The sequence below is a fragment of the Corallococcus sp. bb12-1 genome (assembly GCF_026626765.1).
Taxonomy (GTDB): domain Bacteria; phylum Myxococcota; class Myxococcia; order Myxococcales; family Myxococcaceae; genus Corallococcus; species Corallococcus terminator.
Genome location: NZ_JAPNJZ010000003.1, coordinates 170,001 through 195,104, shown reverse-complemented (window position 1 = coordinate 195,104; position 25,104 = coordinate 170,001). Strand labels below are relative to the sequence as shown.

Sequence of the window (25,104 nt, the reverse complement as noted above, 5' to 3'; positions counted from 1 at the left end):
CCATGGCGCTGTTGTCCATCCGCAACGTCTTCAAGAGCTACTTCCTGCACGGCAAGCGCATTGACATCCTGCGCGCCGTGTCGTTGGACATCCACGCCGGGGAGCTGATCTCCATGGTGGGCGCGTCCGGCGCGGGCAAGAGCACCTTCCTGCACGTCCTGGGCACGCTGGACGCCCCGGCCGCCGGCGAGGTGCTCTTCGAGGGACGCTCCGTCTTCTCCATGAACGACGCGGAGATCGCCGAGTTCCGAAACCGCACCATCGGCTTCGTCTTCCAGAGCCACTACCTGCTGCCGGAGTTCACCGCGCTGGAGAACGTGGCCATGCCGGCCCTCATCCAGCGGCGGGAGCGCGCGGGGGCCTACACCTACGCGCGGGAGCTTTTGGAGCGCGTGGGCCTGGGCAGTCGCGTGGATCACCGCCCCGGGGAGCTGTCCGGCGGCGAGGCCCAGCGCGTGGCGCTCGCGCGGGCCCTGGTGCTCAAGCCCGCGGTGCTCCTCGCGGATGAGCCCACCGGCAACCTGGACCCCACCACGGGCGAGGGCATCCACCAGCTCCTCCGGGACGTCAACCGGGACCTGGGGATTACCGCCGTCATCGTGACGCACAACGAGACGCTCGCCCGCTCCATGCCCCGCCGCCTGCGGCTGGCCGGCGGGCAGGTGTCGGAGGCCTGATGGCCGCTCGCTTTTGGATTGAGGGGCCCTTGGCCCATCCCGTAGATTGCCCCGCCTTTTCCTGGCCGGACTGCACTTGAGGCTCACCGTTCTGCGCAAGTCATTGACCCCGCTGCTGGCGGTCGCCCTGTGGGCGCTCTGGTCCGCTCCTGCCCACGCCCAACTGGACGTGGACGCGGGCTCGCCGGCCATCGTCCCGCCGTCCACCTCCGCCGCCACCCCCGTCGCCGCTCCGGACGCGGGCACCGAACCCGGTCTCGACGCCCCCCTCGCGCAGTCTCCCGACGAGGACGCGAACGTCTCCGCCGCGGACCGCGTGGTGGAGGTCCGCATCGAGGGCAACCGCCGCGTGGAGGCCGAGGCCGTCCGCCGCGCCCTGCGCACCAAGGTCGGTGACGCGCTCGCCGGCCCCCGCACCTCGGAGGACCTGCGCGCCGTCTGGGCCCTGGGCTACTTCTCGGACGTGCAGCTGCTCGTCCAGCGCCTGCCCGCCGGCATCGCCTACGTGGTGCGTGTCACGGAGCGCCCCACCATCCGCAACGTGCAGCTCCAGGGCAACGAGGAGCTCAGCGCGGAGGACCTGAAGGAACAACTGGAGCTCAAGCCCGGCACCATCCTCGACATCGAGGCGGTGCGCGCGACGCAGAAGAAGATCCAGGAGAAGTACGTCGAAAAGGGCTACTTCCTCGCGGAGGTGACGTACCGCCTGGACCCGGTGGAGCAGGGCGCCGCGGTCAACGTCGTCTACGTCATCAACGAGCACTCGAAGGTGATGGTGAAGCAGATCAACCTCCTGGGCGCGCAGAGGCTCTCTGCGGAAGAGCTCAAGGCGGTGATGATCACCCGCGAGGGCGGCTTCCTGTCCTTCTTCACCGGCGAGGGCACGTACCGCGAAGAGGCCTTCCAGCGCGACCTCGCGGTCATCCAGATCGCCTACTACGACCGCGGCTTCATCAACGTGCGCGTGGACAAGCCCACCGTGCAGCTGTCCGCGGACAAGCGCGACATCTACATCACCCTGCACATCGTCGAAGGCGACCCGTACGACATCGGGAAGATCGACTTCGCGGGCGACCTGGAGCGTCCGCCGGAGGAGCTGGCGAAGCTGATGAAGTCGCGTCCCAAGGAGCGCTTCAACCGAGGCCAGCTCTCCACGGACATCTCCTCCGTCTCCGACGTGTACTTCGACAAGGGGTACGCCTACGCCAACATCAACCCCGTCACGTCCGTCAACGCCGAGGACAAGACGGTGGACCTCACCTTCGACATCCAGAAGGGGCCGCTCGTCAACATCGAGCGCATCGACGTCGTCGGCAACAACAAGACCCGCGACAAGGTCATCCGCCGCGAGCTGCGCGTCTACGAAGGCGAGCTCTACAACGGCACCCAGGTGCGCCGCAGCCGCGAGCGCGTCACCGCGCTGGGCTTCTTCGAGACGGTGGAGATCACCCAGCACCCGGGCAGCTCCGACAACGCCATCGTGTTGCAGGTGGAGGTGAAGGAGAAGGCCACCGGCACCTTCCAGGTGGGCCTCGGCTTCTCCAACGTGGAGAACTTCATCTTCACGGCCCAGGTGTCGCAGAACAACTTCCTCGGCTGGGGCCAGAGCGTCTCCGCGTCCGCGCAGATCTCCGGCCTGCGCTCGCTCGTGCAGTTGTCGTTCTACGACCCGTACTTCCTCGACACGAACTACCTGCTGTCCGCGGAGTTCTTCCGCGTGCAGGCGGACTACGAGGGCTTCATCCGCAACTCCACGGGCGGCACCGTGTCCCTGGGCCGTCAGCTCGTGGACGACGTGCTGGCCACCGTCGGCTACACGCGGGAGTACGTGGACGTGCAGGCGGGGCAGGGCATTGGCGCGGTGCTGCTCGCCAACCAGTTCCAGTCCGGCACCACCAGCGCACTGCGCCTGTCCGTGCAGTTCGACCGCCGCGACAACCGCCTCTTCCCGTCGCGCGGCTTCATCCACTACGGCTCGGTGGAGACGGCCCCGTCCTTCCTGGGCGGCACGTTCCTCTTCAACCGGTACACCGCCTACTCGCGCCTGTACTTCCCGCTGCCGCTGGGCGCCGTCTTCAAGACCAACGCCACCATGGGCTACGTGCAGCAGCTGGACTCCAGCAAGCCCCTGCCCATCAGCGAGCTGTACTACGTAGGCGGCATCAACACGATCCGCGGCTACTACCTGCGCAGCATCAGCCCCACGCTCCTGGTGCCCCGCGCGGACAACCCGGACGCCAACGTCACCGAGTTCCGGGTGGGCGGCAACAAGCAGCTCATCTTCAACTTCGAGCTGGAGTTCCCCATCTTCGAGAAGGCCGGCCTGAGAGGCGTGATCTTCTACGACGCGGGCAATGCCTTCGGCTCAAACGAGAAGTTCTTCGAGGACCGGCAGAACAAGCTGCCCCTCGGGCTCTTCCACTCGGCGGGCTTCGGCTTCCGCTGGTTCTCGCCCATCGGACCCCTGCGCTTCGAATGGGGCATCCCGCTGACCAAGCGGCCGTCGGACGACCCCATCCTGTTCGAGTTCACGATCGGTAACTTCTTCTGATAGGCATCGACCCCGGCTTCCCCGGCCATCCCACCTCCTCAAGAAGTGGGAGTGAACAGGCCGGGGGGGTGGACGTCGGAGTCTGCAGCACCCTTTTCGAGGAGCCGTAACCCATGTCGCTTCGAAGCACCCTGGCGGCCGCCGCCACTGTCCTGTCGCTTGCCCTTCCGGTTGCCGCTTCGGCCGCCGACCTCAAGGTGGCCTACGTCGACCTGCAGCGCGTGCTGCTGGAGGTGGATGACGGAAAGGCCGCCAAGCAGCGCCTGCAGAAGTGGCTGGAGGCCCGCCAGAAGGAGATCGACGGCGAGCAGGAGACGCTCCGCAAGGAGAAGGACCTCCTCGACAAGCAGGCCAGCGCGATGAGCGAGGCCACGCGCACCCAGAAGGCCACGGAGCTCCAGAAGAAGGTCATGGAGCTGGCGCAGAAGTACGAGCGCAGCCGCGCTGAAGCCGCCAACAAGGAGCGCCAGGAGATGGAGCCCATCATCTCCCGCATCGACCAGGTCATCGCGACCATCGCGGAGCGGGACGGCCTGGGCTTCGTGCTGGACAAGCGCGACTCCGGCATCGTCTTCGCGCTGGGCCAGTACGACATCTCCAACGAGGTCGTGCGCAGCTACAACAACACCAAGAAGTCCGCGCCGGTGGCCAAGGACGCCCCGGTCAAGAAGTAGGCAACAAGAGGAACCGCCCCCGTGCCCTCCGCACCTTCCGCGCACCGGCTGGGGGACATCGCCGCCCACGTGCGCGGTGAACTCCTCGGCGACCCCGGACTGCTCGTCCACGGCCTGAACGGGCTGGAGGAAGCAGTCTCCGGGGACGTGTCGTTCTACGGCAACCCCCGCTACCGCAAGCAGTTCGAGGCCACCCGCGCCTCGGCGGTGCTGGTGGGGATGGACATTCAGGCCCGCGACGGCGTGGCGCTGGTGCGGGTGCACAACCCGCATCTGGCCTACGCGAAGCTGCTGGCCCTGTTCCATCCGGCCGCCCGGCCAGAAGCGGGCATCCACCCGTCCGCCCACGTCCATCCGGAGGCCACGGTGCACCCGGAGGCCACGGTGCGCGCCGGCGCGGTGGTGGAGAAGGGCGCCCACGTCGGCGCCCGCTCGGTGCTGCACCCCGGCGCCTACGTGGGCGAGGACGCGCGCGTGGGCGACGACTGCGTGCTCTACCCCCACGCCACGGTGCGCGAGCGCTGCGTGGTGGGCTCGCGCGTCATCCTCCACGCCTCTTCGGTGGTGGGCGCGGACGGCTTCGGCTTCGCGTTCAACGCGGAAGGCGAGGACGGGCCGGAGCACTTCAAGATTCCCCAGGTGGGCATCGTCCGCATCGAGGACGACGTCGAAGTGGGGGCCTGCACCTGCATCGATCGCGCGACGGTGGGCGAAACGGTGGTGGGGCGGGGGACGAAGCTCGACAATCTCGTGCAGATCGCCCACAACGTGCGCGTGGGTCCGCTGTCGCTCATCTGCGCGCAGGCGGGCGTGTCGGGTTCGGCGGAGGTGGGCACCGGCGTGGTGCTCGCGGGGCAGGTGGGCGTGGTGGGCCACATCCGCGTGGGAGACCTGGCCAAGGTGGGCGCGCAGTCCGGCGTCGCCCATGACGTCGCGGACGGGCAGATTGTCAGCGGCAGTCCCGCCATCCCCCACCGCGACTGGCTGCGCGCCAGTGCCGCGTCGGGGCAGATGGCGGATCTGCTCAAGGAAGTGCGCGCCCTGCGCCGCAGGGTGGAGACGCTGGAGAAGGAGAAGGGCGGATGATGGACATCAGCGAGATCCAGAGCCTGCTGCCGCACCGCTACCCGTTCCTCCTGGTGGACCGGGTGGTGGAGATCGTGCCGGGCCAGAAGCTCACGGCGTACAAGAACGTCACCATCAACGAGCCCTTCTTCAACGGCCACTTCCCGGGCCACCCTGTCATGCCGGGCGTGCTGATTCTGGAAGCGCTCGCCCAGGCCACGGCCATCCTTGCGTACAAGACGGAAGCGATGGATCCGTCGCGGCTGGTGACGTACCTGATGGGCGTGGACAACGCGCGCTTCCGCAAGCCGGTGGTGCCCGGCGACCGGCTCCAGTTGGACATCGAGGTCATCCGTCACAAGGGCGCCATCTGGAAGACCAAGGGCCTGGCGACGGTGGATGGCGTGAAGGTGGCGGAAGGGGAGTTCCTCGCCACGGTGGTGGACAAGAACAAGGCCGCCAAGGCCGCCAAGGGCGACGAGAGCGCGGCGTCGTAGGCGCGACGCGCTGCTGAGGAGAGAAGGACATGGCGCAGGTTCATCCCACCGCGGTCGTCCATCCGGGGGCCCGCCTCCACGACACCGTCGTCGTGGGGCCGTTCTCGGTCATCGGTGAGCACGTCGTCATCGGCGCGGGCTCGCGCATCGGGCCGCATGTCGTCATCGACGGGCGCACGACGCTCGGTGAGCGCAACCACCTCTTCCAGTTCTGCTCGGTAGGCGCGGCGCCCCAGGACTTGAAGTACGCGGGCGAGGACACCGAGCTCATCATCGGCGACGACAACCAGATCCGTGAGTTCGTCACGGTGAACCTGGGCACGGTCAGCGGAGGCGGGGCCACGCGCCTGGGCCACCGCAACCTGCTGCTCGCCAACAGCCACATCGCGCACGACTGCGAAGTCGGCAACGAGATCCTCCTCGCCAACGGCGCCGCGCTCGCGGGCCACGTGGTGGTGGAGGACTCGGTGAAGATCTCCGGCCTCGTCGCGGTGCACCAGTTCACCCGGCTGGGCCGCTACGCGTTCATCTCCGGCGGCTCCATGGTCACCATGGACGTGCCCCCGTACTGCACGGTGCAGGGCGACCGGGCCACGCTCGTGGGCCTCAACACCGTGGGCCTGGAGCGCGGCGGCTTCACCGAGGAGCAGATTGGCCGTGTGAAGGAGGCCTACCGCATCCTCTTCCGCTCCAAGCTGGGGCTCCAGGACGCGCTCACGCAGCTGCGCGGCGACCTGTCCGGCCATCCGGAAGTGGATCACCTGGTGAAGTTCGTGGAGCAGAGCAAGCGCGGCGTGACGCGCTAGGCGCACGCCCTTCTCGGGACGGAAAAAAGGGGGAACGGGTGGAGCGCATCGGGCTCATCGCGGGCAACGGCCAGCTTCCCTTCCTCTTCGCGCGCGCGGCCCGTGCGCGCGGTCTGGACGTGGTGGTGGCCGCGCACCGGGGGGAGACGGACCCGGCGCTCGAAGCAGAGGTGGGCCACTTCTCCTGGGTGCGGGTCGGCCAGGTGGACCGCATCCAGAAGGTCTTCCGTCAGGCCGGCGTCACGCAGGCGGCCATGGCGGGCGGCATCGGCCGCGTGAAGGCCCTCAAGGAAGCCCGGCCGGACCTGGGCGCGGTGCGGATCATCTCGCGCCTGCGCAGCTTCCGGGACGACGCGCTCCTTCGTGCGGTGGCCGCGGACTTCGAGGCGCGCGGCATCACCATCATCGCTCCCACGGACTTCCTCGGCGAAGTGCTGTGCCCGGAGGGCCTGCTGGCCGGCCCCGCGCTCAAGCCCGCGCAAGAGAAGGACGTGGCCCTGGGCCGCGAGGTGGCGGTCCTGCTGGGGCAGGCGGACGTGGGCCAGACGGTGGTGGTGCGCGACGGCCACGTGCTCGCGCTGGAGGCCGTGGAGGGCACCGACGAGACCATCCGCCGGGGCGCGAAGCTGGGCGGCGCGGGCGCGGTGGTGGTGAAGCGCTGCAAGCCGGAGCAGGACCTGCGCTTTGATTTGCCCGCCGTGGGCCCTCGCACCCTGGAGGTCATGGACGAAGTCGGGGCCCGGGTGCTGGCGCTGGAGGTAGGGCGGACGGTGCTGTTGGACGCACCCGCGCTCTTCGCGGGGGCCACCGCGCGGGGCATCTCGCTCGTCGGCGTGAAGTAGGTCCGCCGCCTCCAGGGGAGCACCCAAGCATCGGGCTGGTCCGGGCCGGGCGTTGGGCCTAGCGTTCGGGAATCCGTCCCCCCGGGCTGGAGTTGCCTCCCCACCTCCCCCCGCGACGCCGAGGCTGACGCCGCCCATGTCCGTTCGACTCCTACCTTCCGTGATGCTGTTGTCGGCGCTGGTCGGCCTGCCGCTGCCCGCGTTCGCGGAGGCCATCCGGGTGTCCCTGGAGGGCCGCGCGGCGTTGGGAGAGGGCGTGCCCACGCTGCTCGTCCACATCGAGGAGCCCATCACCGGCTTCGAGGTGAAGCTCAAGCGCAGCGACGGCAAGGCGGTGGAGCTCAAGGGCGGTGGCAAGCCGGGCGTCACCCGTCGGCTCGCGCTGGAGCAGCCGGAAGGGAAGTTCCATTACGAAGGCGAGCTCACGGTGCAGTTCCCGCAAGGGGCCGAGCCCGGCTCCATGCCGCTGTCCTTCGACACGGAGCTGTACGGCCCGCTGAAGCTGGAGATTCGCCGCGAGGATGTGGACGTGGCCGCGCGCAAGGTGCGCTTCACGCTGTCCCGGCCCGCGGCGAAGACGGAAGTCACGGTGTTGATGGACACCGGCAAGAACGCCTTCGCGGGCGACGTGGACTTCAAGGGCGCGCCCGCGGGCACGCCGCTGGAGGTGAAGTGGCTGCCGGCGGAGGGCAAGGTGATGCGCATCAGCCTGCGCGCCTTCGACACCTCCGACTACTACACGGGCGTGGACCTCTTCCCCTGGCAGGTGGATGTGCCACACGAGGAAGTGGGCTTCGCCTCGGGCCGCTCGGACATCCCCCCGGCGGAGAAGGGCAAGCTGGAGTCGTCCTACAAAGCCGTCTCCGAAGCGTTGAATAAGTACGGCCGCTGGGCGTCGCTGCGTCTGTACGTGCTCGGTCACACCGACACGGTGGGCGCGACGGACGACAACCGGGAGCTGTCACTCAAGCGGGCGAAGAGCATCGCCGCCTGGTTCCGGCAGCGCGGCTTGAAGGTGCCGGTGTTCTACGAAGGTTTCGGAGAGCAGGCCCCGGCGGTGTCCACGCCGGACGAGACGGCGGAGGCGGGCAACCGTCGCGCTGAGTACATCATCGCGGTGGAGGATCCAGCGTTGGCGAACGCTCCCTTCACCCCTCGCTGGCGCAAGCCATGAGGTGTCACATGGTGGGTTTTCCTGGCGGCATCCGGTGCCTGCTCGCGGTGGCAGGCCTGGGGCTCGTGGGCGCGGCGGGCTGCGTGCGCACCGTGCCGCACGCGAAGCTCGTGGAGGCGGAGGGTGACAAGTGCACGCTCATCCAGGCGCTGATGCGGCAGCCCGCGCCGGCCCAGGCCGCCCAGAGGTTCGTCGCGGAGGGCAAGGAAGCGAAGGCCCCCGTCGTCGTCTACGTGCGCCGTCCGGAGGAGGCCACGCTGGAGCGCTTCTTCACCGGGGATGCGCAGTGCGCGGACGACTCGTTCAAGGTCGTGCAGGAGAACGTGGTGGACGCGGTGGTGGTGTACCTGCAGGAGGTGCAGGGCGGCTACGCGTACGACGCGCAGCGCTCCAGCCCGGAGCACCTCACCATGGAGGGCCGTCCCCAGGGCACCGTGCGCAAGGACGGCACGGTGTGGGTGGCGGGCGCGGACGTTATTTGAGGAGGTCCTTCGCCCCGTCGGCGATGAACTGCACGGCGATGGCGGCGAGGATGAGCCCCGACACGCGCTCCAGGATGGCCACGCCGGACTGACGCAGCACCCGCTGCACCAGACTGGACGCGCGGAGGATGAAGTAGCTCGCCCCGAAGGTGAGCACCACGGCGGCCACCACCGGCAGCGCGGACACGAAGGACGTCCCGCTGCGCGCCATCAGCACCATGGCGGTGGCGATGGCGCCCGGCCCCGCCAGCAGGGGAATCGCCAGCGGGACGATGGCCACGTCCTCCTTCACCGCGCCCTCCTCCTCCTCGGTGGGGCTGGTGCGCGTGGAGGACGGACGGGCGCGCAGCATGTCCAGCGAGGTGATGAGCAGCAGGATGCCGCCCGCGACACGGAAGGCGCCCAGCGACACCGCGAACACCTGGAAGATGACGCGGCCGAAGAGGGCGAAGAACAGCATCAGGCCGCACGCCACCAGACAGGCGCGCAGGGCGGTGCTGCGGATCTGCTGCTTCGTGTCTCCGGCCGTCATCGCCAGGAACAGCGGCACGACGCCGATGGGGTCCACCACGAAGAAGATGGCGGACAGCGACACGAGGAACGTGGACACCATGCTGGGCACCGTCATGGCGTCAGACGGTGAAGCGCAGCTTCCACACCATGCCCAGCGCTTCCACGAAGATCTTCTTGTTCATCTTCGAGTGCCCCACGCGGCGGTCCTCGAACACGATGGGCACCTCGCGCACGGTGAAGCCCTTGCGCAGGGTGCGGTAGGTCAACTCAATCTGGAACGCGTACCCGGTGCTGCGCACCTCGTCCAGGTTGAGCGTCTCCAGCACGCGGCGGTGGAAGCACTTGAAGCCGCCGGTGAGGTCGCGCACGTCCACGCCCAGGATGCTGCGCGCGTACAGGGAACCGCCCCGGCTGATGATCTTCCGGCCCACGCCCCAGTTCACCGTGCCGCCGCCCGCCACGTAGCGCGAGCCCAGCACCAGGTCCGCGCCGCCCTCGGCCGCGTCCAGGAAGGTGGGCAGGTAGGACGGGTCGTGGCTGAAGTCCGCGTCCATCTCCAGGATGTACGTGTAGCCCTCGGCGAGCGCCCATCGGAAGGCGGCCAGGTACGCACGGCCCAGGCCCTCCTTCTTCTCGCGATGGAGCACGCGCACGCGCGGATTCTTCGCGGCCAGCTCGTCGGCCAACTGCCCCGTCCCGTCGGGCGAGTTGTCGTCAACGATGAGGATGTCCACACGGGCATCAGCCGCCAGCACCGCCAGGGTGATGGGCCCGATGTTTTCCCGCTCGTTGTAGGTGGGGATGCAGACCAGCGCACGGTTCTTCATGGCCCGGCGGACATACCCCAAACCCGGCGCCGGAACAGCAGAAGCGGCGAGGGTATCGTCCCTTACCCGTTCCCGGCGGCGGGGCGCGGGGGCAGCAGCTCCAGGACCGTCTGGGCCGCCCGGTGGGCCGCCCCCACTTCTCCCAGGCGCCCACGCACCTCGGCCAGCCCCTGGACCATCGCGTCGCGGGGGGCGCCGGGCAGCCAGACGCGCCGGACCTCCTCGGAAATCCTCTCCGGGGTCATGTCCCCCTGGAGCAGCTCCGGCACCACGCGCCGGCCCGCCAGCAGGTTGATGAGCGACACGAAAGCCACCTTCAGCATCATCCGGCCCACGAGGTACGTCACCAGCGACACGCGGTAGACGACCACCAGGGGCCGCTCCATCAGCCCCGCCTCCAGCACCGCCGTGCCGGACGCCACCACCGCGGCGTCACTGGCCCCCACCACCTCCGGGGCCCGGCCGTCCACCAGCACGGGCGTCACGCCGCTGCCCTCGAAGCGGGAGGTGATCTCCTCCTTCGCGATGGTGGGCGCCACCGGCACCACCACCTGGAGTCCGGGTCGCTCCGCCGACAATTGCTTCGCCGCGCCGACGAGGGTGGGCAGGATGCGGCGGATCTCACTCATCCGGCTGCCCGGAAGGAGCGCGAGCGTGGGGGCGTCCACCGACAGGCCCAACCGCTGCCGGAACTCCTGGGGGGTGGCGGCGGCGGGCATCTGCTCCAGAACGGGGCTGCCCACATAGCGGGCACTGACGCCGGCCTCCCGGTAGAAGTCCTCCTCGAAGGGGAGGATGCAGAGCATCCGGTCCACCAGGCGCTGGATGGTGCGCACGCGGCCCCGGCGCCAGGCCCAGATCATCGGGGAGACGTAGTAGGCCACCGGGATGCCCAGGGCCTTGAGCTTCTTGGCCAGGCGCAGGTTGAAGTCCGGGATGTCCACCAGGATGGCGCAGACGGGGCGGCGCTCGGCGGCGGCCTGGGCCAGGTCCTTCATGATCCGCAGGATGCGGGGGATGCGGGGCAGCACCTCGGTGATGCCCATGACGGACACCTCCCGGGCGTCGTGGATGAGCTCCACCCCCCGTGCGGCCAGTCGGGCGCCACCCATGCCGAAGAAGGTGAGGTCCGGGCGCAGGGCCTGGAGGGCGGCGACCAGCTCCGCGGCGTGGGTGTCGCCGGAGGCCTCACCGGCCACGACGAGGATGCGGGGGGAGGGCGGCTGCGTCATGGGCGGCAAGAGGCCCGCATCGTACCTGATGCGCGGGGGGAGGGAGGCTGTAGACTGCGGCCCCCTTGAAGACGCTTCTGCTCGCTGAGAGCCACCCCCCGACACTCGAGCACCTGACGGGCCTGCTCTCCCAGGCCGGGTACACCGTGCGGGCGGTGAATGACGCCGTGATGGCGTTGGAGCACTTCTCGGCGGACAACCCGGACGTGGTGGTGCTGGGGGTGGACCTGCCGCGCGTGGAGGGGCAGCACGTCGTGCACCTCATCCGGGGGCACAGCCAGGGCGGGCGCGTTCCCATCGTGGCCATCGACAAGGGGCACCTGGGCCGGGCGCGCGGCGTGGGCTCGGTGCTGGACCTCAAGGTCAACGCGTACATCCCGGATCCGCTCAAGCCGGGCGAACTGGTGCCCCGGCTGGAGTCGCTGGTGAAGGCCGCGCAGGCCCAGGTGCTGACGGGCCTGTCCGCCACGCTGTCGCGCCCCGCCGTGGCGGCGGGGGACCTGAAGGCCTGGCCGTTGCCGGCGCTGTTGCACTCGCTCTACCGGCTGCGCCGCGACGGCGTGCTGGTGGTGGCCCACCGGGACCTGTGCCGGCGGGTGTACTTCCTGCGCGGAGGGCCGGTGAACTTCGACGCCTCCGCGAAGCAGGACGCGCTGCCCCGCTTCCTGCGCGAGCGAAAGGTCCTCACGGAGGCCCAGGAGCCGGCGGTGGTGGAGTCGCTGGCCTCCGGGCTGCGCATCGGCGCGGCGCTGGCGGACGTGGGCGCGGAGGCGGTGGGCGAGGAGCTGCTGTCCCTCCTGCGCGACTTCACCAGGGACCGGCTCGGCCGGGTGCTGGCCATGCGCGAGGGCCGCTTCGCCTTCTATGCCGGGGACGAATTCTCCTCCGAGGTGGCGGTGGTGGATCAGCCCGCCCTGGCGCCCCTGTTGGAGGCGGCGCGCCAGCGGATGCCGCTGCGGGTGGTGGCGGCGGCGCTGCGGGCGCACCTGAACGAGTACCCGGTGCGTTCGGCGGACTTCGGCCGGGACCTCCAGGCGATGGCGCTGGACACGGAGGACATCAAGCTGGCCATGCAGGTGAATGGCCGCATCGTCTTGAAGGACCTGCTGGCGCACGGGCGCGCGGAGCTGCGGGCGGCGTACACGCTCATGTGGTTCCTGCGGCTGACGGGCGGGGTGACGTTCTCGCCGGTGCCGGTGGCGTCGGGCACGGACGTGTTGAGCACGGCGGCGCCGGATGTCATCGCGCCGCGCAAGCGCAAGACGCTGCCCGCGGAGACTGCGGCGTCGCTGCGTGAGGAAGCGGTGCGGATCATCACGCGCAGCTACTTCGGCGGGCTGGGCCTGCACATCGCGGCGGACAAGGAAGCGGTGGAGCGCGCGTACCACGAGACGGCGATGCGCTTTCATCCGGACACCTACGCGGAGTTCGACATCTCCGACCTGAAGGACCTGTTGGACCAGGTGCAGGAGAAGCTGTCCGCGTCGTACCGGGTGCTGAGCGTGGACGAGAAGCGCCGCGCCTACCTCCAGTACTTCTTCAGCCGGCAGGAGGTGGTAGGCCGGGCGACCGCCATCAACGTGGATGCGGAGATCGCGCTGCGCCGGGGCGAATCCGCGCTGAAGCGGGGCGACTACCGCACGGCCATCCAGGGCTTCCAGGAGGCGGTGGCGCTCAACGAGCACGAGCCCGAGTACTACTCGTACCTTGCCTGGGCGCTGTACCGGGGTTCGGTGGGCTCGCTGATGCAGCGGGCGCTCGCGGCACGCAAGGTGCTCAAGCGGGCGCTGACGTTGGATCCGTACCTGGAGCGGGCGCAGATCATCGCGGCCATCATCGAAATCGATCTGGACGACGCACCGCTCGCGCGAAAGAAGCTGATGAAGGTGCTGGAGCTGAACCCGTATTCGGTGCTCGCGAGGGCGGCGTTGCAGAAGGTGGTGAAGTAGCAATGCATCGAGTGCTGTGGCGACTGTTGCGCTACGCGCGGCCGCACGTGGGCATCCTCGTGCTGGCGTTCGTGTGCATGGCGGTGCTGGGGCTCGCCACGGGCGCGTACGCGTACCTGCTGGGCCCGGCCCTGCGCTTCCTCCTGTCGGGAGGGGAGGAGGGGTTCGCGAGCGCGCACAAGGTGCCCTGGCTGGCGGACCTGCCGCGCGAGGCGGCGCTCTGGGGCTTCCCGGTGTTCGTGCTGGCCGTGGGCGCGGTGAAGGGCGTGGGGTACCTGGGGCAGTTCTACTTCATGGGCCTGTTCGCGCAGCGCGTGGTGAAGGACCTGCGGCGAGACCTGTTCCTGCGGCTCACGGCGCTGTCACCGTCGCAGATGTCGAAGCAGCGGACGGGAGACCTGCTCAGCCGCTTCTCCTCGGACGTGATGGCGGTGGAGCTGGCCGCCATGTACACGGTGGGCTCGTACCTGCGCGACACGATCCAGGTGCTGGTGCTGGCGGTCGTGGCGCTGTCGATGAGTCCGATGCTGGGAGGGCTGATGCTGGCGGTGATTCCGCTGGCGGCGCTGCCCGCCTCGAAGCTGACTCGCAAGGTGTTGAAGGGGACGCGGGAGGGGCAGGCCCACCTGGGTCAGCTCGCGGGCCAACTGCACGAGGGCCTGGGCGGACTGCGAACCATCCAGGCCTTCAACGGCCAGAAGGCGGAGCTCACGCGCTTCGAGTCCTACGCGAAGGCGCACGAGGAAGCCGTGGTGGGCGCGGCCTGGGCGCGAGGCGGGGTGCCGGGGTTGATGGAGGTGCTGGCGGCGGCGGCGCTGGCGGGAGCCCTGGGGTACGCGGCGGCGACGCGGGCGATGGAGCCGGAGGCGCTCCTGTCGCTGCTGACGGCGGTGATCCTCGTGTACCAGCCGGTAAAGGACCTGGGCCGGGTGACGCAGTTCGCGGTGCAGGCGGGGGCGGCGGGAGAGCGGCTCTTCGCGCTGCTCGACCTGAAGCACCCGGTGGAGGACGCGCCCGGAGCCATCCCCGCGCCCGCGATGCGGGAGTCGCTGCGGATGGAGGGCGTGCGCTTCTTCTACGGGGAGCGGCGCGCGCTCGAATCCCTGACGCTGGACCTGAAGGTGGGCCAGGTGGCGGCGCTGGTGGGGGGCAGCGGAGGCGGCAAGAGCACGGTGACGTCGATGTTGCTGCGCTTCGAGCGTCCGCAGGAAGGCCGCATCCTGCTGGATGGAGTGGACGCGGACACGTACACGGCGGCGAGTGTGCGGAGTCAGTTCGCGCTGGTGACGCAGGAGCCCCTGCTCTTCCACGGCACGGTGTCGGACAACCTGCGCCACGCGAGGCCGGGCGCCACGCGGGAAGAAGTGGAGGCCGCGGCGAGGGTGGCGAACGCGGACAGCTTCATCCAGGCGCTGCCTCAGGGGTACGACACGCGCATCGGAGAGCGGGGCGTGACGCTGAGCGGAGGCCAGCGCCAGAGGCTGTGCATCGCCCGGGCGGTGCTGTCGAAGGCGCCGGTGCTGGTGCTGGACGAAGCAACCAGCAGCCTGGATCCGGAGAACGAGCGCGAGGTCCAGGCCGCGCTGGCCAAGGTCCTCCCGGGGCGCACCGCCCTGGTGATCGCTCACCGCCTGTCGACGGTGACGAGCGCGGACGTGATCCACGTGGTGGAAGCGGGGCGCATCGTGGAGAGCGGAAGCCACGAGGAACTGCTCCAGAAGGAGGGCCGCTACGCCGCCATGTGGCGCCTGCAGACGACGGGGGCCGTGGAGCGTGGCGCGGCATGAGGGCCACCTGCTCTTCAAGGCGAGGCGCCTGCGAGCCGCGATGTGTCCATCTGGCGCATGCGGACGTTGAGGCCCGTCAGGCAAAGCGGGGCATAAAGACAACAGGCTCTTCACGCCCACGGTTGCGCGCGCGCTGGGCCCGCGGCCCAGGTCCCCAGCCCCACCCCGTGGTCTCCGTGTGGATCCGCGCGTGAAGTCAGCGAAGCGGTTCCTGTCCCTGGGGTTCCGGGCCGTGCTCGGGGTGCTGCTGCTCCTCCTGGGCGTCGCGGGCTTCTTCGCCTTCGCGGCGGGCTTCGCGGACTACCCGGTGGTCCCTCCATCGCCGAAGGCAAAGGCCTGGATCCGGGGCGCGTACCACGTGCACACCACCCGTTCGGACGGGAACGGGACGCCCGCGAAGGTCGCGGCGGCGGCGAAGGCCGCGGGCCTGGACTTCGTGGTGCTCACCGACCACAACGACCTCAAGCCCCCGACCGCGACGTGGATGGACGGCGTGTTGCTCATTCCCGGAGTGGAGCTCTCCACGAACGCGGGCCATCTGGCCGCCTTTGGAATGCAGCGGCCGCTGCAGGACGTGAAGCCCTGGGGGCCACCCGAACAAGCCGTGGCCGCGGTCGAAGCCGCCGGAGGCACGGCGGTCCTCGCCCATCCAGTCCAGAAGAAGAACCCCTGGACCAACGAAGCCACCGCGCACCAGGTGCCCGGCTTCGAGCTGTACTCCGCGGACACCTTCTTCCGGCAGGCGCTGCGAAGTCCGGTGAGCCGGCTCCTGCCCGCGCTGGGAGCCTCCCTGATCAATCCAGTGCATGGCGTGATGCTGCTCGTGGCCCCCGAGCCGGAACCCACCGCGCGCTTCCTGGACCTGGCGCGAGAGCGCCCGAGGCTCGCCCTGTGCGCGCACGATGCGCACGGCCTGCCCGCGTACGAAGCGGTCTTCAGCGCGCTCGACATGGAGTTCCCGCCGGAGCTTCTGTCAGGCCCGCTGTCCCAGGACGCCCGCGAAGCCGCCGCACAGGTCACGAAGGCCCTCGCGAGCGCCCAGGCCCTCTGCGTCTTCCGAGCCCTGGGCGCCCCGGAAGGCTTCGCCCTGGAAGGGTACGACGCGCGAACCCGTGAAGCCTCCGTGGGCACGGTGCTCACGGTGCGCCTCCCGGAACACCTCCCGGGAACGGTCGAGGTCCGGGTGTGGGGCGATGGCCGTCTGGCCCCCGACGGGCAGCACATCGAACTGACGGGGCCCGGAGTGGTGCAGGTGGAGGTCTGGGCGCACGCGCCCGGCCGCTTCTTCGGCCGCGAGTGGCGACCCTGGCTCGTCCCCAGCCCCGTGCGGGTGGTGCCGAGAGCACCGGGCATCTGATAGAGCGCGGGACGTCGCCCATGCGCCTGCTCTACATCGTCGCCACCTACGTCCTCTTCGCGCTGCTGTTCCCGGTGCTCTGCGTGCACCGGAAGACGCGTCACGGGCTGATGCAGCGGCTGGGCTTCTACGCACCGGGAGACCTGCCCCAGGGAGAAGGCCCGCTGTTGTGGCTGCACGGAGCCAGCGCGGGAGACCTGCTGGCCCTGGCGCCCATGTTCGGTCCCCTGCGCAAGCGCTTTCCCGGGTGCCGCATCGTGCTCTCGACGATGACGGACAGCGGCCACGTGATGGCAAGAGACCGTCTGGCGAAGCAGATCGACGGAGTCGTCTACGCGCCCTACGACCTGTGGGGAGCGACCCGAAGGGCCGTAAGGGCCCTGCGCCCGGACGTGCTGGTGCTGGAGTACACCGAGGTCTGGCCCAACCTCATCCGCGCCGCGAAGCGCTCTGGAGCCCGCGTGGTGATGACCAACGGGCGCTTCTCCCCAGCGAACGTGGGGAAGTACCGGACGCTCTTCGGGCTCATCGGAAACCCGCTGGAGGACATGGACCTGCTCCTGATGAGACAGGACGAAGAATCCGACCGGGCAAGGACCCTGGGAGCGCCGCCCGAACGGGTCCTCACCACCGGAAACACCAAGTTCGACGCCCTGGCCGCGGGCCCTGCGCCAGAGGACGAAGCGCTGCGAAGCGCGCTGGGCCTGTCGCCAGGCCAACCCGTGTGGATCGCCGGGAGCACGCACGAGGGCGAGGAAGAAATCCTGTTGCAGGTGTATCAGCGTCTCCAGAAGCGCTGGCCCACACTGGCCCTGGTCATCGCCCCGCGCTACGTGAACCGGGCCGAGCGCATCCTGTCCCTGGCGAAGGAGCAGGGCCTGACCGCGGGCCTGCGCACCCAGGGCAATCCGGACCAGGCCGCGGTGGTGGTGATGGACTCGATGGGCGAGCTGTCGCGTGCCTACCGCCTGGCGACGGTGGTGTTCGTGGGAGGCTCGTTCACGAAGCGGGGTGGGCAGAACATCCTGGAGCCGGCGGGGCAGGGCAAGCCGGTGCTGTTCGGCCCGCACATGGACAACTTCAAGGACAGCGTCGCGGTGCTGGAAGGAAACGGAGGCATCCTGGTGGCGAATGGAGAGGCCCTGTACGCCGCGTTGGAGGACCTGCTCGCGAACCCGGACCGCCTGAGCGCTCTGGGCGCGAAGGCCGAAGCCACGGTGCGCCAGATCTCCGGAGCCAGCGAACGCAACGCCGAAGCCATGGCCGCGCTGCCACGCCGCGAGGCAAGGACCGCGAGCCCATGACGCTCATCGTCCATCCCCACTTCCACAAGCGTTACACGGGAGTGACCCGGCACGTGGAGTCGGTGGTGCCCGCGCTCGCCAAGGACGACGAGACGCGGGTCATCGGCTCGGGCCTGAAGGCGGACCTGCCGAGGATCTCCTGGAGTGAGTTGGTCCACCGCGCCCAGCAGGAGCCCATCGTCTGGCATGCGCACCGGAACAACGAACTGCTCGCGGGGATGCTCCTGAAGGTCCTCGGGGAAGAGGTCCGCCTCGTCTTCACGAGGCACACGTCAGTGGCCCCGACACGATTCACCCGCTGGCTCGCGAGGGGCGCGGACGCGCTGGTGTCGCTCACGAATCAGATTTCGGAAGTCATCGCGCTCCCTTCCACGGTGATCTCCCACGGCATCGACCTGACGCGCTTCCGTCCACCGGAAGATCGGGACGCCGCCTGGACGCGACTGGACCAGGGAGGGCGCTACGGCATCGGCGTCATCGGGCGGATCCGCAAGGAGAAGGGGCAGGGCGACTTCATTGAAGCCCTGCGGCCTTTGTTGCCGGAGCGGCCGGAGTGGCAGGCGGTGCTGGTGGGGCTCGCGAAGGGGCCGGACCTCGAGTGGGTGAATGGCTTGCGCCAGGGCATCGATGAGCGGGTGAAGCTCGCGGGAGAGCAGTCCACCATCGAGCCCTGGTATCAGGGCCTGAGCATCCTGGTGCATCCGTCTTATGCGGAGGGCTACTCGCTGGTGCACGTGGAGGCGATGGCGTCCGGCTGTTGCGTGGTGGCGTCGAAGCTGCCCTATCTGGACACGCTCATCGAGCACGGCCGCACGGGCTTCTTCTTCGAACCCGGCGACGTGAAGGGACTGCGCGACCTGTTGGATCAACTGACCCGTGAACCCGAGCGAGCGCGTCAGGTGGGACGCAACGCCGAAGAGGAAGCGCGGAGTCGCTGCGGCGTCGAACACGAAGCAAGGGCGCTGAGCGACCTCTATCATTCGCTGGTGGAGCGCTGATGCGCATCCTGCACCTGCTGGCGAGCCCGTTCTGGAGCGGCCCGGCGGAGAACGTGGCACTGCTGGCCCAGGCGCAGCGAGCCCTGGGCCACGAAGTCACGGTCGCGGTGGACCGCAAACGCAAGGACATCGCCGCGGAAGAGCCCGCCGTCCCGCGCATCGAGGCACTAAGCCTCCTGGACGAGGGAGGCCTCGCGTTGTCCGTGAAGTCGTCACCGTGGGAGCTGTGGAGCGACCTCCGAGCCCTCCGTCGAAGGCAGGTGGACGTGCTTCACGCCCACTTCACCCACGATCACCTGCTGGCCCGCTGGGGAACGCCGAAGGGCGCGGTGCGGATCCGCTCCATCCACGCGCCCCGCTCGTTGCGCTCCTCCCTGCCCGACGCAGGCGCCTACACGGTGCCGGCAATCCACCTGCGAGCAAAGCTCGAAGGACGACATCGCCCCGTCCAGGTCCTCCCCGCCCTGGTGGATCCGATGTTCGAGCCAGCGAAGGACCGCAAGGCCCTCCGTCGAGCCCTGGGCCTTGATGACACGCACCTCGTGGGAATGATCTCCACGTTCCAGGAGAGTCGGCGTCACGCGTTGGGAGTCGAAGCCTTCGGAGCTTTCGTGCGCCAGCGTCCGCAAGCCCGCCTCGTGCTGGTAGGCGACGGCGCCCTGCTCGAAGCGACCCGGGTCCAGGTCTCTGAGAGGGGCCTCAAGGAACAGGTGACCTTCGCGGGCTACCAGCAGGGCCAGGCCTTCGCGAAGTGGTTGCAGGCGCTGGACGAGGTCTGGATCCTCGGCTTGGGGAACGACTGGAGCGCGAGGGCCGCGGCCCAGGCGCGAGCCTGCGGAGTCCGGGTGGTGGCGGTGAAGGAAGGAGCGCTCCCGGACCTCGCGGACACGCAGGTGGAAGCCCCCACGGTGGGCGCCGTGCTCACCGCCGCCCTGTCTGGAGCGAGCGCGAAGAGCGAACATCCGACGAACGAACGCATCGCCAGCGACATCCTGGACCTCTACCGGCAGGCAGCGGAGGTCCGGCGATGAGCGCCAGTCCGGGCACCGGACTCAGCACGCGAAGCCCCCAGCAGACCTCGGAAGCCAGCGCGCCCACGGCCCTGGAGCGGGTCTTCTATCCGCCCACCCTGGAGCCCTGGACCCGCAAGGCCCTCCTGTCACCCCTGTCCCTGCTGTCCTGGACCTACAGCGGAGCGGTCCGCCTGAGAGGCGCGCTCTACGACTCGGGCCTGCTGCGAGCCGAACACGTCGAAGGGCTGCGGGTCATCTCGGTCGGCAACGTCAACGTGGGAGGAACGGGCAAGACGCCAGCGGTGCTGCACCTGGCCGAAATGCTGATCCGCGAAGGGCGCAAGGTCGGCATCCTCACGAGAGGTTACGGCCGCGAGTCCCCGGAGCCCCTGACCTTCACGGGTGCCGGACCCGCGCCCGCGGTAACGCAAGCCGGAGACGAACCCCTGTTGCTGGCGCGCAGATGTCCACGGGCCCGACTCTTCGTGGGCGCCAACCGGGTTGCAGCGGCGCGCCGGGCCAGGGATGAGTTCGGCCTGGACACGGTCCTGCTGGACGACGGTTTCCAGCATCGTCGCCTCCACCGCGACGAAGATCTGGTGGTCGTGGACGAAGCCGTGGGCCTGGGCAACGGCCACCTGCTCCCGAGGGGACCGCTGCGAGAGCCGCCCTCGGCCCTGCGCCGGGCCACGCTCCTCTGGCTGCGAGCAGCACCCCTGTCGTCAACACCCACGGTCCCCATGCCCTGGCTCGAAGCCATCACGGCCCCCAGGGTCCGGACGCGCTACGGGCCCACGGGCTGGTGGGATTCCTCGGGCACGGAGCACGCGACGAGCGCCCTCGAAGGACGGCCGGTCCTCGTGCTCGCGGGACTGGCGAGGCCCGGAGGCTTCCTGCGAACCGTCACCGCGCTCGGAGCGGAGGTGCGGGACGCGGCCCTCTTCCCGGATCACCACCACTTCACGGCGGCCGAGTTGCGAGACGTTGAAACTCGGGCCGGGAGGGAGGGCGCGCTCGTGGTGACGACGGAGAAGGACGCGGTCCGGCTGCCGCCGGGTTTCGAAGCCTGGGTTGTGCGGCTGGGAGTGGAAGTCCTGGAGGGCGAGCCTCATCTACGGCGAGCACTCGGGCTCCCAGCCGCGACGCGCGACTTGTGAGGGCCAGGGTGCTGTGGGACAAAGCGCGCCCATGGCCGCGGCCCCGTCCTCACGTCCGACAGCTTCGTCCTCGCGGTTGCCACTCGCCTTCGCGCGCCGCCGGGTGTTGCTGGTGGGGGACCTGGTCGCCGACCACTACCTCTACGGGCAGACGGATCGGGTGAGCCGCGAGGCCCCGGTGCTCATCGTCCGTTACGAGTCCTCGGAAGTGAAGCTGGGCGGAGGCGCCAACGTGGCGGCCAACGTCCGGACGCTATCCGGTAAGGTGACAGCGGTGGGTGCATTGGGCGTGGATCCAATGGGCCGGTCGCTGCGCAAGCTCTTCGAAACCGCTGACATCCAACTGCACGCGGTCAGCAGCCGGAGCATCCAGACGGAGACGAAGACGCGCATCCTCGCGGGAGGCGTGAGCACGACGAGGCAGCAGATGCTCCGCGTGGACCAGGGCCAGCGCGGAGAACTCCCACCCCGCATGCGCAAGGCGATTGCCCGGCAGGTGGAAGCCTCCGCGAAGGACGCGGATGCGGTGGTGGTGTCGGACTACGGCGCCGGAGTGGTGGGCGACGAGGTCCGCGAGGTGCTGAGGACGCTCGCGGCGAAGGGACTCCCCGTTTGCGTGGACAGCCGTTACGCCCTCGCGTCCTTCACGGGCCTGACGGTGTGCAAGCCCAACGAGCCGGAGCTGGAGGCGCTCACGGGGCGTCCGGTGCGCACGAAGGAAGATCTGCTGGAGGCCGGACACGCGGCGGTGCGCAAGCTGGGGTGTCAGGCGCTGCTGGTGACCCGGGGCCGGCACGGCATGGCGCTCTTCGACAAGAAGGGGGGAGTGGACCTGATCCCCGTGCACGGAGCGAAGTCGGCGGTGGACGTGACGGGAGCAGGAGACACGGTCATCGCCAGCCTCGCGTTGTCGCTCGCGGCCGGAGCCTCGTTCGGAGAGGCGGCGAGGCTCGCGAACGTGGCGGGCGCCCTGGTGGTGCAAAAACCCGGCACGGCGACGGTGTCCCGGGAAGAACTTCTCGGAGCGCTGCGGAGCCCGCGATGAACACCCTGGACAAGCTTCGCCCCCTCGCGGCCATCGCGGAGGAACGGGAACGCTGGCGAGAACAGGGGCGCACGGTGGCCCTGGCGAACGGGGTCTTCGACCTGTTGCACGTCGGGCACGTCCGGTACCTGGAGGGAGCGAAGGCCCTGGCGGACGTGCTGGTGGTGGCGGTGAACTCGGACGCCTCCACGAGGGCGTACAAGGGGCCGGGCCGCCCCCACATCCCTGAAGCCGAGCGCGCGGAGCTGGTAGCGGCCCTGTCCTGCACCGACCGGGTCGTCGTCTTCGACGAACCGAACGTGCGAGTCATCATCCGGGCCCTCAAGCCCGACGTGCACGTGAAGGGGACGGACTACACGCCGGACTCCATTCCCGAGGGCGACGAGGTCCGGGCCTACGGAGGGAGGACCGCGGTGGCGGGAGATCCGAAGGACCACAGCACCACGGAACTGGCGCGAAGACTCGGCCGCGAAGGCACGAAGTAGCCCATGGTCCTGGAGCCGGTGCTGAGGTCCATCCTGGGCTGCCCCCACTGCAAGGGGCCGCTCGAACCGCAAGAGGGACCCCCGCCAGAAGTCCACTGCCCCCGGTGCCTGCGAGCCTGGCCCGTGGAGCAGGGCATCCCGCAGATGGTGTCTGAGCGGGAGCGACCGCTCACCCCGTGAGCGAGCTCCGCTCCGCGACGAACGACCGGACCTCTTCGGCCACGCGTTGTTCCATGCCTGCGCCAGAGGCCCCATCCACCAAGGGAGTCAGGTCCACCATTCGATGGGGCCCGACCGCATGGCCCCAGCGTTCCATGTCCATGCGCAGGAAGAATGCCAACGTGGGTGCGCCCACAGCGACGGACAGGTGCATGGGCCCGGTGTTGTTGCAGACGGTCAGACCCGCGGCCCGCATGAGCGCGGCGAGCTCGTCGATGCTGGTGGCCGGAGCAAGTTCAGCCCCCGGAGCCCCGGAGAGCACGGCCTGCGCCAGCGCCTCCTCACCCGGCCCCCACGTGACGATGGGCACATGGCCCAGCGAAATCAGCTCCCGGGCCGCCGCCGAAAACGCCTCGGCGGGAATGCGACGCTCGCCCAGTCGCCCCCCGGGATTGATGACCGCGCGTCGAGGCCCCTTCCCCGCGAAGCCTTCCAGATAGGTCCGGAACGAGGCTCCGAGCACCGGCTCCCGGAAGGAAAGCCCCTGGGTGACAGCCCCCTGCGTCAGGGGGGTGAGAAGGTGCGTGCGTTGGACGGCTTCGTGCCGCGTGTCGGAGCGGGCAGGCACCGAAACCGACTGCAGAAGGGTCACGGGCCAGATGCCCGGCCCGATGACGACCGCCTTGGGCCCGACCATCCGGGCTACGAGCGCACTCGTCACCGAAGGCGCGCTCCAGTTGGCGCAGTCCACCACGGTGTCGTAGCCCGCACGACGGAGCGCGCGGATGCCGGGCGCCAGGGGGCCCAGCCACAGCAGTCGCCGGTCGAAGCCCAGGACGGCATCCGCATCAGGATGTCCCTGGAGGACACGGACCACCTTGGTGTGCACCAGGATGTGCACTTCCGGGGGCGGGTGGACGAGTGCCTTGAGGGTCCGCAACAAGGGCGTGGTGAGCAGGGCTTCACCCACACGGTTGTCAGGCCGGACCAGCAGGACCTTGCGAGGAAGGGGGAGGGGCGTTCCGAGCGAACGACGACGTCCAGGCCGCCAGAACAGGACTGAGGCCAGGAGCGTCAGCGCCAGCTTTGCCCACGTTTCGAGCCGCTTGTGCCACGCCATCGCGGCGGACCCTACCAGAATTGGAATGGACACAAGACGCTGGCTTGACCTCGGGGCGGAAAGCCCCTAGCACCCCGCCCGATGCTCAAAAGCATGACCGGATTTGGTTCGGGCCGCGCCCGCGTGGGAGACGAAGAGGTCTCCGTGGAGGCTCGTTCGCTCAACCACAAGTTCTGCGAAGTGAAGGTCCGGCTGCCGCGCGAGCTGTCCGCGCTGGAGCCCGCGCTCGTGAAGCTGGTGAAGGACCGGCTCGCGCGAGGCTCGGTGGAGATCCTGGTGCGCCGTCAGGCCGCCACCGTCTCGGGCAATGTCCCCACGGTGGATGTCGCCCTCGCCCGCGAGTACGCGCGAGCCTTCCGCGAAGTCGCTGAAGCCCTGGGCGTGACCGCCGAGGTGGCCTGGTCGCAGGTGTCCAACCAGCCGGGCGTCATCCGCCTGGAGGAGAAGGGCGTGGACGTGGAGTCGGCCACCCAGGCGACCCAGACCGCGCTCCAGCAGGCCCTCGCGGCGCTGGAGACGATGCGCAACACGGAGGGCGAGTCCATCCACACGGACCTCGACACCCGGATGAAGCTCATCGAGGGCTGGAGCCAGGAAGTGGCCCGGCTCGCGCCGCGAGCGGTGAACGACTACCAGCAGCGGCTCACAGAGCGTGTGGCGGAGCTCGCGCGCGGCGTCGCGGTGGACCCGCAGCGGCTGGCGCAGGAAGTGGCCCTGTTCGCCGAGCGCACGGACATCGCCGAAGAAGTGACCCGGCTGGCGACCCACCTCGAGCAGTTCCGGCTCCTCATGGCGAGCCCCGAGCCGGTCGGCCGGCGCATGGATTTCCTTGTGCAGGAGATGCACCGCGAGGTGAACACGACGGGCTCCAAGAGCCAGCACGCGGAGATCTCCGCGCGCGTGGTCTCGATGAAGGCCGAGGTCGAGCGCATCCGCGAACAGGTGCAGAACGTCGAATGAACGAACCCTCTGGACTCCCGCCTGGCTTGTTGCTCGTCCTCTCCGCTCCTTCCGGCGCGGGAAAGACCACGCTCGCGCACCGACTCCTGAAGGAGATGCCGGACGGCATCTTCTCCACGAGCGTCACCACCCGCCGGCCCCGAGGCAAGGAGCAGGAAGGGGAGGACTACCACTTCGTCGGGGTGGCCACCTTCCAGCAGAAGATCGAACAGGGGGAGTTCGTGGAGTGGGCCGAAGTGCACGGCCACTTCTACGGAAGCCCCCAGTCGGTGGTGGATGAAGCGCGAAGCCGCCGTGGCACCGCAGTCTTCGACATTGATGTGCAGGGCGGGCAGTCCATCAAGCGCAAGCACCCTGACGCGGTTCTCATCTTCGTACTGCCCCCCTCCATGGATGAGCTGGAGCGCCGGCTTCGGGACCGTCAGACGGA

The 25,104-nt window shown here is 69.5% G+C and carries 25 protein-coding genes (1 of these 25 cut by a window edge); 21 read left to right on the top strand and 4 right to left on the bottom strand.

Annotation, left to right across the window (positions count from 1 at the left end):
• Window positions 1-2: 2 nt before the first annotated feature.
• The 9 genes from OV208_RS08480 to OV208_RS08440 all read left to right on the top strand — a co-directional run bounded on the left by OV208_RS08480 (window position 3) and on the right by OV208_RS08440 (window position 8,768).
• Window positions 3-677 carry an ABC transporter ATP-binding protein gene (locus OV208_RS08480; RefSeq protein WP_120532532.1) on the top strand — a complete coding sequence of 225 codons (675 nt, stop codon included), beginning with the start codon at window positions 3-5 and terminating at the stop codon, window positions 675-677.
• A 76-nt stretch (window positions 678-753) separates the two neighbouring features.
• Window positions 754-3,228, top strand: a complete 2,475-nt coding sequence (bamA, locus tag OV208_RS08475; RefSeq protein ID WP_267573320.1) for an outer membrane protein assembly factor BamA — start codon at window positions 754-756, stop codon at window positions 3,226-3,228.
• A 113-nt stretch (window positions 3,229-3,341) separates the two neighbouring features.
• On the top strand, window positions 3,342-3,902 hold the full coding sequence (locus OV208_RS08470) for an OmpH family outer membrane protein (protein WP_267573319.1): 561 nt from the start codon (window positions 3,342-3,344) through the stop codon (window positions 3,900-3,902).
• Between the two features lie 21 nt (window positions 3,903-3,923).
• Window positions 3,924-4,988 carry a UDP-3-O-(3-hydroxymyristoyl)glucosamine N-acyltransferase gene (gene lpxD, locus OV208_RS08465; RefSeq protein WP_267573318.1) on the top strand — a complete coding sequence of 355 codons (1,065 nt, stop codon included), beginning with the start codon at window positions 3,924-3,926 and terminating at the stop codon, window positions 4,986-4,988.
• Entirely contained in the window at window positions 4,985-5,464 is a 480-nt protein-coding gene (gene fabZ / locus OV208_RS08460) for a 3-hydroxyacyl-ACP dehydratase FabZ (RefSeq protein ID WP_420714992.1), read from the top strand. Before lpxD ends, fabZ begins: the two co-directional genes overlap by 4 nt.
• 29 nt (window positions 5,465-5,493) lie before the next feature.
• A complete protein-coding gene (gene lpxA / locus OV208_RS08455) occupies window positions 5,494-6,270 on the top strand; it encodes an acyl-ACP--UDP-N-acetylglucosamine O-acyltransferase (RefSeq protein WP_267573317.1) in 777 nt (258 codons plus the stop codon).
• Between the two features lie 38 nt (window positions 6,271-6,308).
• Complete coding sequence (locus OV208_RS08450) at window positions 6,309-7,112, top strand: LpxI family protein (RefSeq protein ID WP_120541675.1); 804 nt, start codon at window positions 6,309-6,311, stop codon at window positions 7,110-7,112.
• Window positions 7,113-7,248: 136 nt separating this feature from the next.
• A complete protein-coding gene (locus tag OV208_RS08445; RefSeq protein WP_267573316.1) occupies window positions 7,249-8,286 on the top strand; it encodes an OmpA family protein in 1,038 nt (345 codons plus the stop codon).
• Window positions 8,287-8,294: 8 nt separating this feature from the next.
• Entirely contained in the window at window positions 8,295-8,768 is a 474-nt protein-coding gene (locus tag OV208_RS08440; protein ID WP_267573315.1) for a hypothetical protein, read from the top strand.
• On the opposite strand, the gene OV208_RS08435 is transcribed toward OV208_RS08440, so the two are convergent.
• The 3 genes from OV208_RS08435 to lpxB all read right to left on the bottom strand — a co-directional run bounded on the left by OV208_RS08435 (window position 8,761) and on the right by lpxB (window position 11,340).
• Complete coding sequence (locus tag OV208_RS08435) at window positions 8,761-9,396, bottom strand: MarC family protein (protein ID WP_267573314.1); 636 nt, start codon at window positions 9,394-9,396, stop codon at window positions 8,761-8,763. The two genes, OV208_RS08440 and OV208_RS08435, sit on opposite strands and share 8 nt — an antisense overlap.
• Window positions 9,397-9,400: 4 nt before the next feature.
• Window positions 9,401-10,108 (bottom strand): polyprenol monophosphomannose synthase, encoded by a 708-nt coding sequence (locus OV208_RS08430; protein ID WP_267573313.1) that lies wholly within the window; start codon window positions 10,106-10,108, stop codon window positions 9,401-9,403.
• A gap of 62 nt (window positions 10,109-10,170) precedes the next feature.
• Window positions 10,171-11,340 (bottom strand): lipid-A-disaccharide synthase, encoded by a 1,170-nt coding sequence (gene lpxB, locus OV208_RS08425; RefSeq protein WP_267573312.1) that lies wholly within the window; start codon window positions 11,338-11,340, stop codon window positions 10,171-10,173.
• 65 nt (window positions 11,341-11,405) lie between these two features.
• Between lpxB and OV208_RS08420 the strand changes: the two genes are divergently transcribed.
• The 10 genes from OV208_RS08420 (at window position 11,406) to OV208_RS41215 (ending at window position 22,615) form a co-directional block, all read left to right on the top strand.
• Window positions 11,406-13,289, top strand: a complete 1,884-nt coding sequence (locus OV208_RS08420; RefSeq protein WP_267573311.1) for a DUF4388 domain-containing protein — start codon at window positions 11,406-11,408, stop codon at window positions 13,287-13,289.
• 2 nt (window positions 13,290-13,291) lie between these two features.
• Complete coding sequence (locus tag OV208_RS08415) at window positions 13,292-15,076, top strand: ABC transporter ATP-binding protein (RefSeq protein WP_267573310.1); 1,785 nt, start codon at window positions 13,292-13,294, stop codon at window positions 15,074-15,076.
• Between the two features lie 190 nt (window positions 15,077-15,266).
• On the top strand, window positions 15,267-16,433 hold the full coding sequence (locus tag OV208_RS08410) for a PHP domain-containing protein (RefSeq protein ID WP_267573309.1): 1,167 nt from the start codon (window positions 15,267-15,269) through the stop codon (window positions 16,431-16,433).
• 20 nt (window positions 16,434-16,453) lie between these two features.
• Entirely contained in the window at window positions 16,454-17,737 is a 1,284-nt protein-coding gene (locus tag OV208_RS08405; protein ID WP_267573308.1) for a 3-deoxy-D-manno-octulosonic acid transferase, read from the top strand.
• Window positions 17,734-18,735 carry a glycosyltransferase family 4 protein gene (locus OV208_RS08400; RefSeq protein WP_267573307.1) on the top strand — a complete coding sequence of 334 codons (1,002 nt, stop codon included), beginning with the start codon at window positions 17,734-17,736 and terminating at the stop codon, window positions 18,733-18,735. The genes OV208_RS08405 and OV208_RS08400 overlap by 4 nt, the downstream gene beginning before the upstream one ends.
• Entirely contained in the window at window positions 18,735-19,766 is a 1,032-nt protein-coding gene (locus OV208_RS08395) for a glycosyltransferase (protein WP_267573306.1), read from the top strand. The genes OV208_RS08400 and OV208_RS08395 overlap by 1 nt, the downstream gene beginning before the upstream one ends.
• Window positions 19,763-20,905, top strand: coding sequence for a tetraacyldisaccharide 4'-kinase (gene lpxK, locus OV208_RS08390; protein WP_267573305.1), 1,143 nt, complete (start codon window positions 19,763-19,765; stop codon window positions 20,903-20,905). Before OV208_RS08395 ends, lpxK begins: the two co-directional genes overlap by 4 nt.
• Before the next feature lie 31 nt (window positions 20,906-20,936).
• Window positions 20,937-21,950, top strand: coding sequence for a bifunctional heptose 7-phosphate kinase/heptose 1-phosphate adenyltransferase (locus OV208_RS08385; RefSeq protein WP_267573304.1), 1,014 nt, complete (start codon window positions 20,937-20,939; stop codon window positions 21,948-21,950).
• Window positions 21,947-22,435: an adenylyltransferase/cytidyltransferase family protein gene (locus tag OV208_RS08380; protein ID WP_267573303.1), complete on the top strand. Its 489-nt coding sequence runs from the start codon at window positions 21,947-21,949 to the stop codon at window positions 22,433-22,435. The genes OV208_RS08385 and OV208_RS08380 overlap by 4 nt, the downstream gene beginning before the upstream one ends.
• 3 nt (window positions 22,436-22,438) lie before the next feature.
• A complete protein-coding gene (locus tag OV208_RS41215; RefSeq protein WP_324291357.1) occupies window positions 22,439-22,615 on the top strand; it encodes a Trm112 family protein in 177 nt (58 codons plus the stop codon).
• On the opposite strand, the gene OV208_RS08375 is transcribed toward OV208_RS41215, so the two are convergent.
• Window positions 22,605-23,714: a glycosyltransferase family 9 protein gene (locus OV208_RS08375; protein ID WP_267573302.1), complete on the bottom strand. Its 1,110-nt coding sequence runs from the start codon at window positions 23,712-23,714 to the stop codon at window positions 22,605-22,607. The genes OV208_RS41215 and OV208_RS08375 overlap by 11 nt on opposite strands.
• An 81-nt stretch (window positions 23,715-23,795) precedes the next feature.
• On the opposite strand from OV208_RS08375, the gene OV208_RS08370 reads away from it, so the two are divergent.
• Both OV208_RS08370 and gmk read left to right on the top strand, forming a co-directional pair.
• Window positions 23,796-24,674, top strand: a complete 879-nt coding sequence (locus OV208_RS08370) for a YicC/YloC family endoribonuclease (protein ID WP_267573301.1) — start codon at window positions 23,796-23,798, stop codon at window positions 24,672-24,674.
• On the top strand, window positions 24,671-25,104 hold the 5' portion of the coding sequence (gene gmk / locus OV208_RS08365) for a guanylate kinase (protein WP_267573300.1). Its footprint extends 190 nt past the window's final position; only the first 434 of its 624 coding nucleotides appear in the window; its start codon is at window positions 24,671-24,673; the stop codon falls past the right edge of the window. Before OV208_RS08370 ends, gmk begins: the two co-directional genes overlap by 4 nt.

Excerpts from the sequence above, each read along its gene's own strand:
- OV208_RS08445 (WP_267573316.1), top strand. The coding sequence starts at position 7,249 with ATGTCCGTTCGACTCCTACCTTCCGTGATGCTGTTGTCGGCGCTGGTC.
- lpxB (WP_267573312.1), bottom strand. The coding sequence starts at position 11,340 with ATGACGCAGCCGCCCTCCCCCCGCATCCTCGTCGTGGCCGGTGAGGCC.
- OV208_RS08480 (WP_120532532.1), top strand. The coding sequence starts at position 3 with ATGGCGCTGTTGTCCATCCGCAACGTCTTCAAGAGCTACTTCCTGCAC.
- OV208_RS08405 (WP_267573308.1), top strand. The coding sequence starts at position 16,454 with ATGCGCCTGCTCTACATCGTCGCCACCTACGTCCTCTTCGCGCTGCTG.
- OV208_RS08370 (WP_267573301.1), top strand. The coding sequence starts at position 23,796 with ATGCTCAAAAGCATGACCGGATTTGGTTCGGGCCGCGCCCGCGTGGGA.
- OV208_RS08440 (WP_267573315.1), top strand. The coding sequence starts at position 8,295 with ATGGTGGGTTTTCCTGGCGGCATCCGGTGCCTGCTCGCGGTGGCAGGC.
- lpxA (WP_267573317.1), top strand. The coding sequence starts at position 5,494 with ATGGCGCAGGTTCATCCCACCGCGGTCGTCCATCCGGGGGCCCGCCTC.
- OV208_RS08415 (WP_267573310.1), top strand. The coding sequence starts at position 13,292 with ATGCATCGAGTGCTGTGGCGACTGTTGCGCTACGCGCGGCCGCACGTG.
- OV208_RS08435 (WP_267573314.1), bottom strand. The coding sequence starts at position 9,396 with ATGACGGTGCCCAGCATGGTGTCCACGTTCCTCGTGTCGCTGTCCGCC.
- OV208_RS41215 (WP_324291357.1), top strand. The coding sequence starts at position 22,439 with ATGGTCCTGGAGCCGGTGCTGAGGTCCATCCTGGGCTGCCCCCACTGC.
- OV208_RS08380 (WP_267573303.1), top strand. The coding sequence starts at position 21,947 with ATGAACACCCTGGACAAGCTTCGCCCCCTCGCGGCCATCGCGGAGGAA.
- OV208_RS08375 (WP_267573302.1), bottom strand. The coding sequence starts at position 23,714 with ATGGCGTGGCACAAGCGGCTCGAAACGTGGGCAAAGCTGGCGCTGACG.
- fabZ (WP_420714992.1), top strand. The coding sequence starts at position 4,985 with ATGATGGACATCAGCGAGATCCAGAGCCTGCTGCCGCACCGCTACCCG.
- lpxK (WP_267573305.1), top strand. The coding sequence starts at position 19,763 with ATGAGCGCCAGTCCGGGCACCGGACTCAGCACGCGAAGCCCCCAGCAG.
- OV208_RS08470 (WP_267573319.1), top strand. The coding sequence starts at position 3,342 with ATGTCGCTTCGAAGCACCCTGGCGGCCGCCGCCACTGTCCTGTCGCTT.
- OV208_RS08385 (WP_267573304.1), top strand. The coding sequence starts at position 20,937 with ATGGCCGCGGCCCCGTCCTCACGTCCGACAGCTTCGTCCTCGCGGTTG.
- OV208_RS08395 (WP_267573306.1), top strand. The coding sequence starts at position 18,735 with ATGCGCATCCTGCACCTGCTGGCGAGCCCGTTCTGGAGCGGCCCGGCG.
- OV208_RS08400 (WP_267573307.1), top strand. The coding sequence starts at position 17,734 with ATGACGCTCATCGTCCATCCCCACTTCCACAAGCGTTACACGGGAGTG.
- OV208_RS08430 (WP_267573313.1), bottom strand. The coding sequence starts at position 10,108 with ATGAAGAACCGTGCGCTGGTCTGCATCCCCACCTACAACGAGCGGGAA.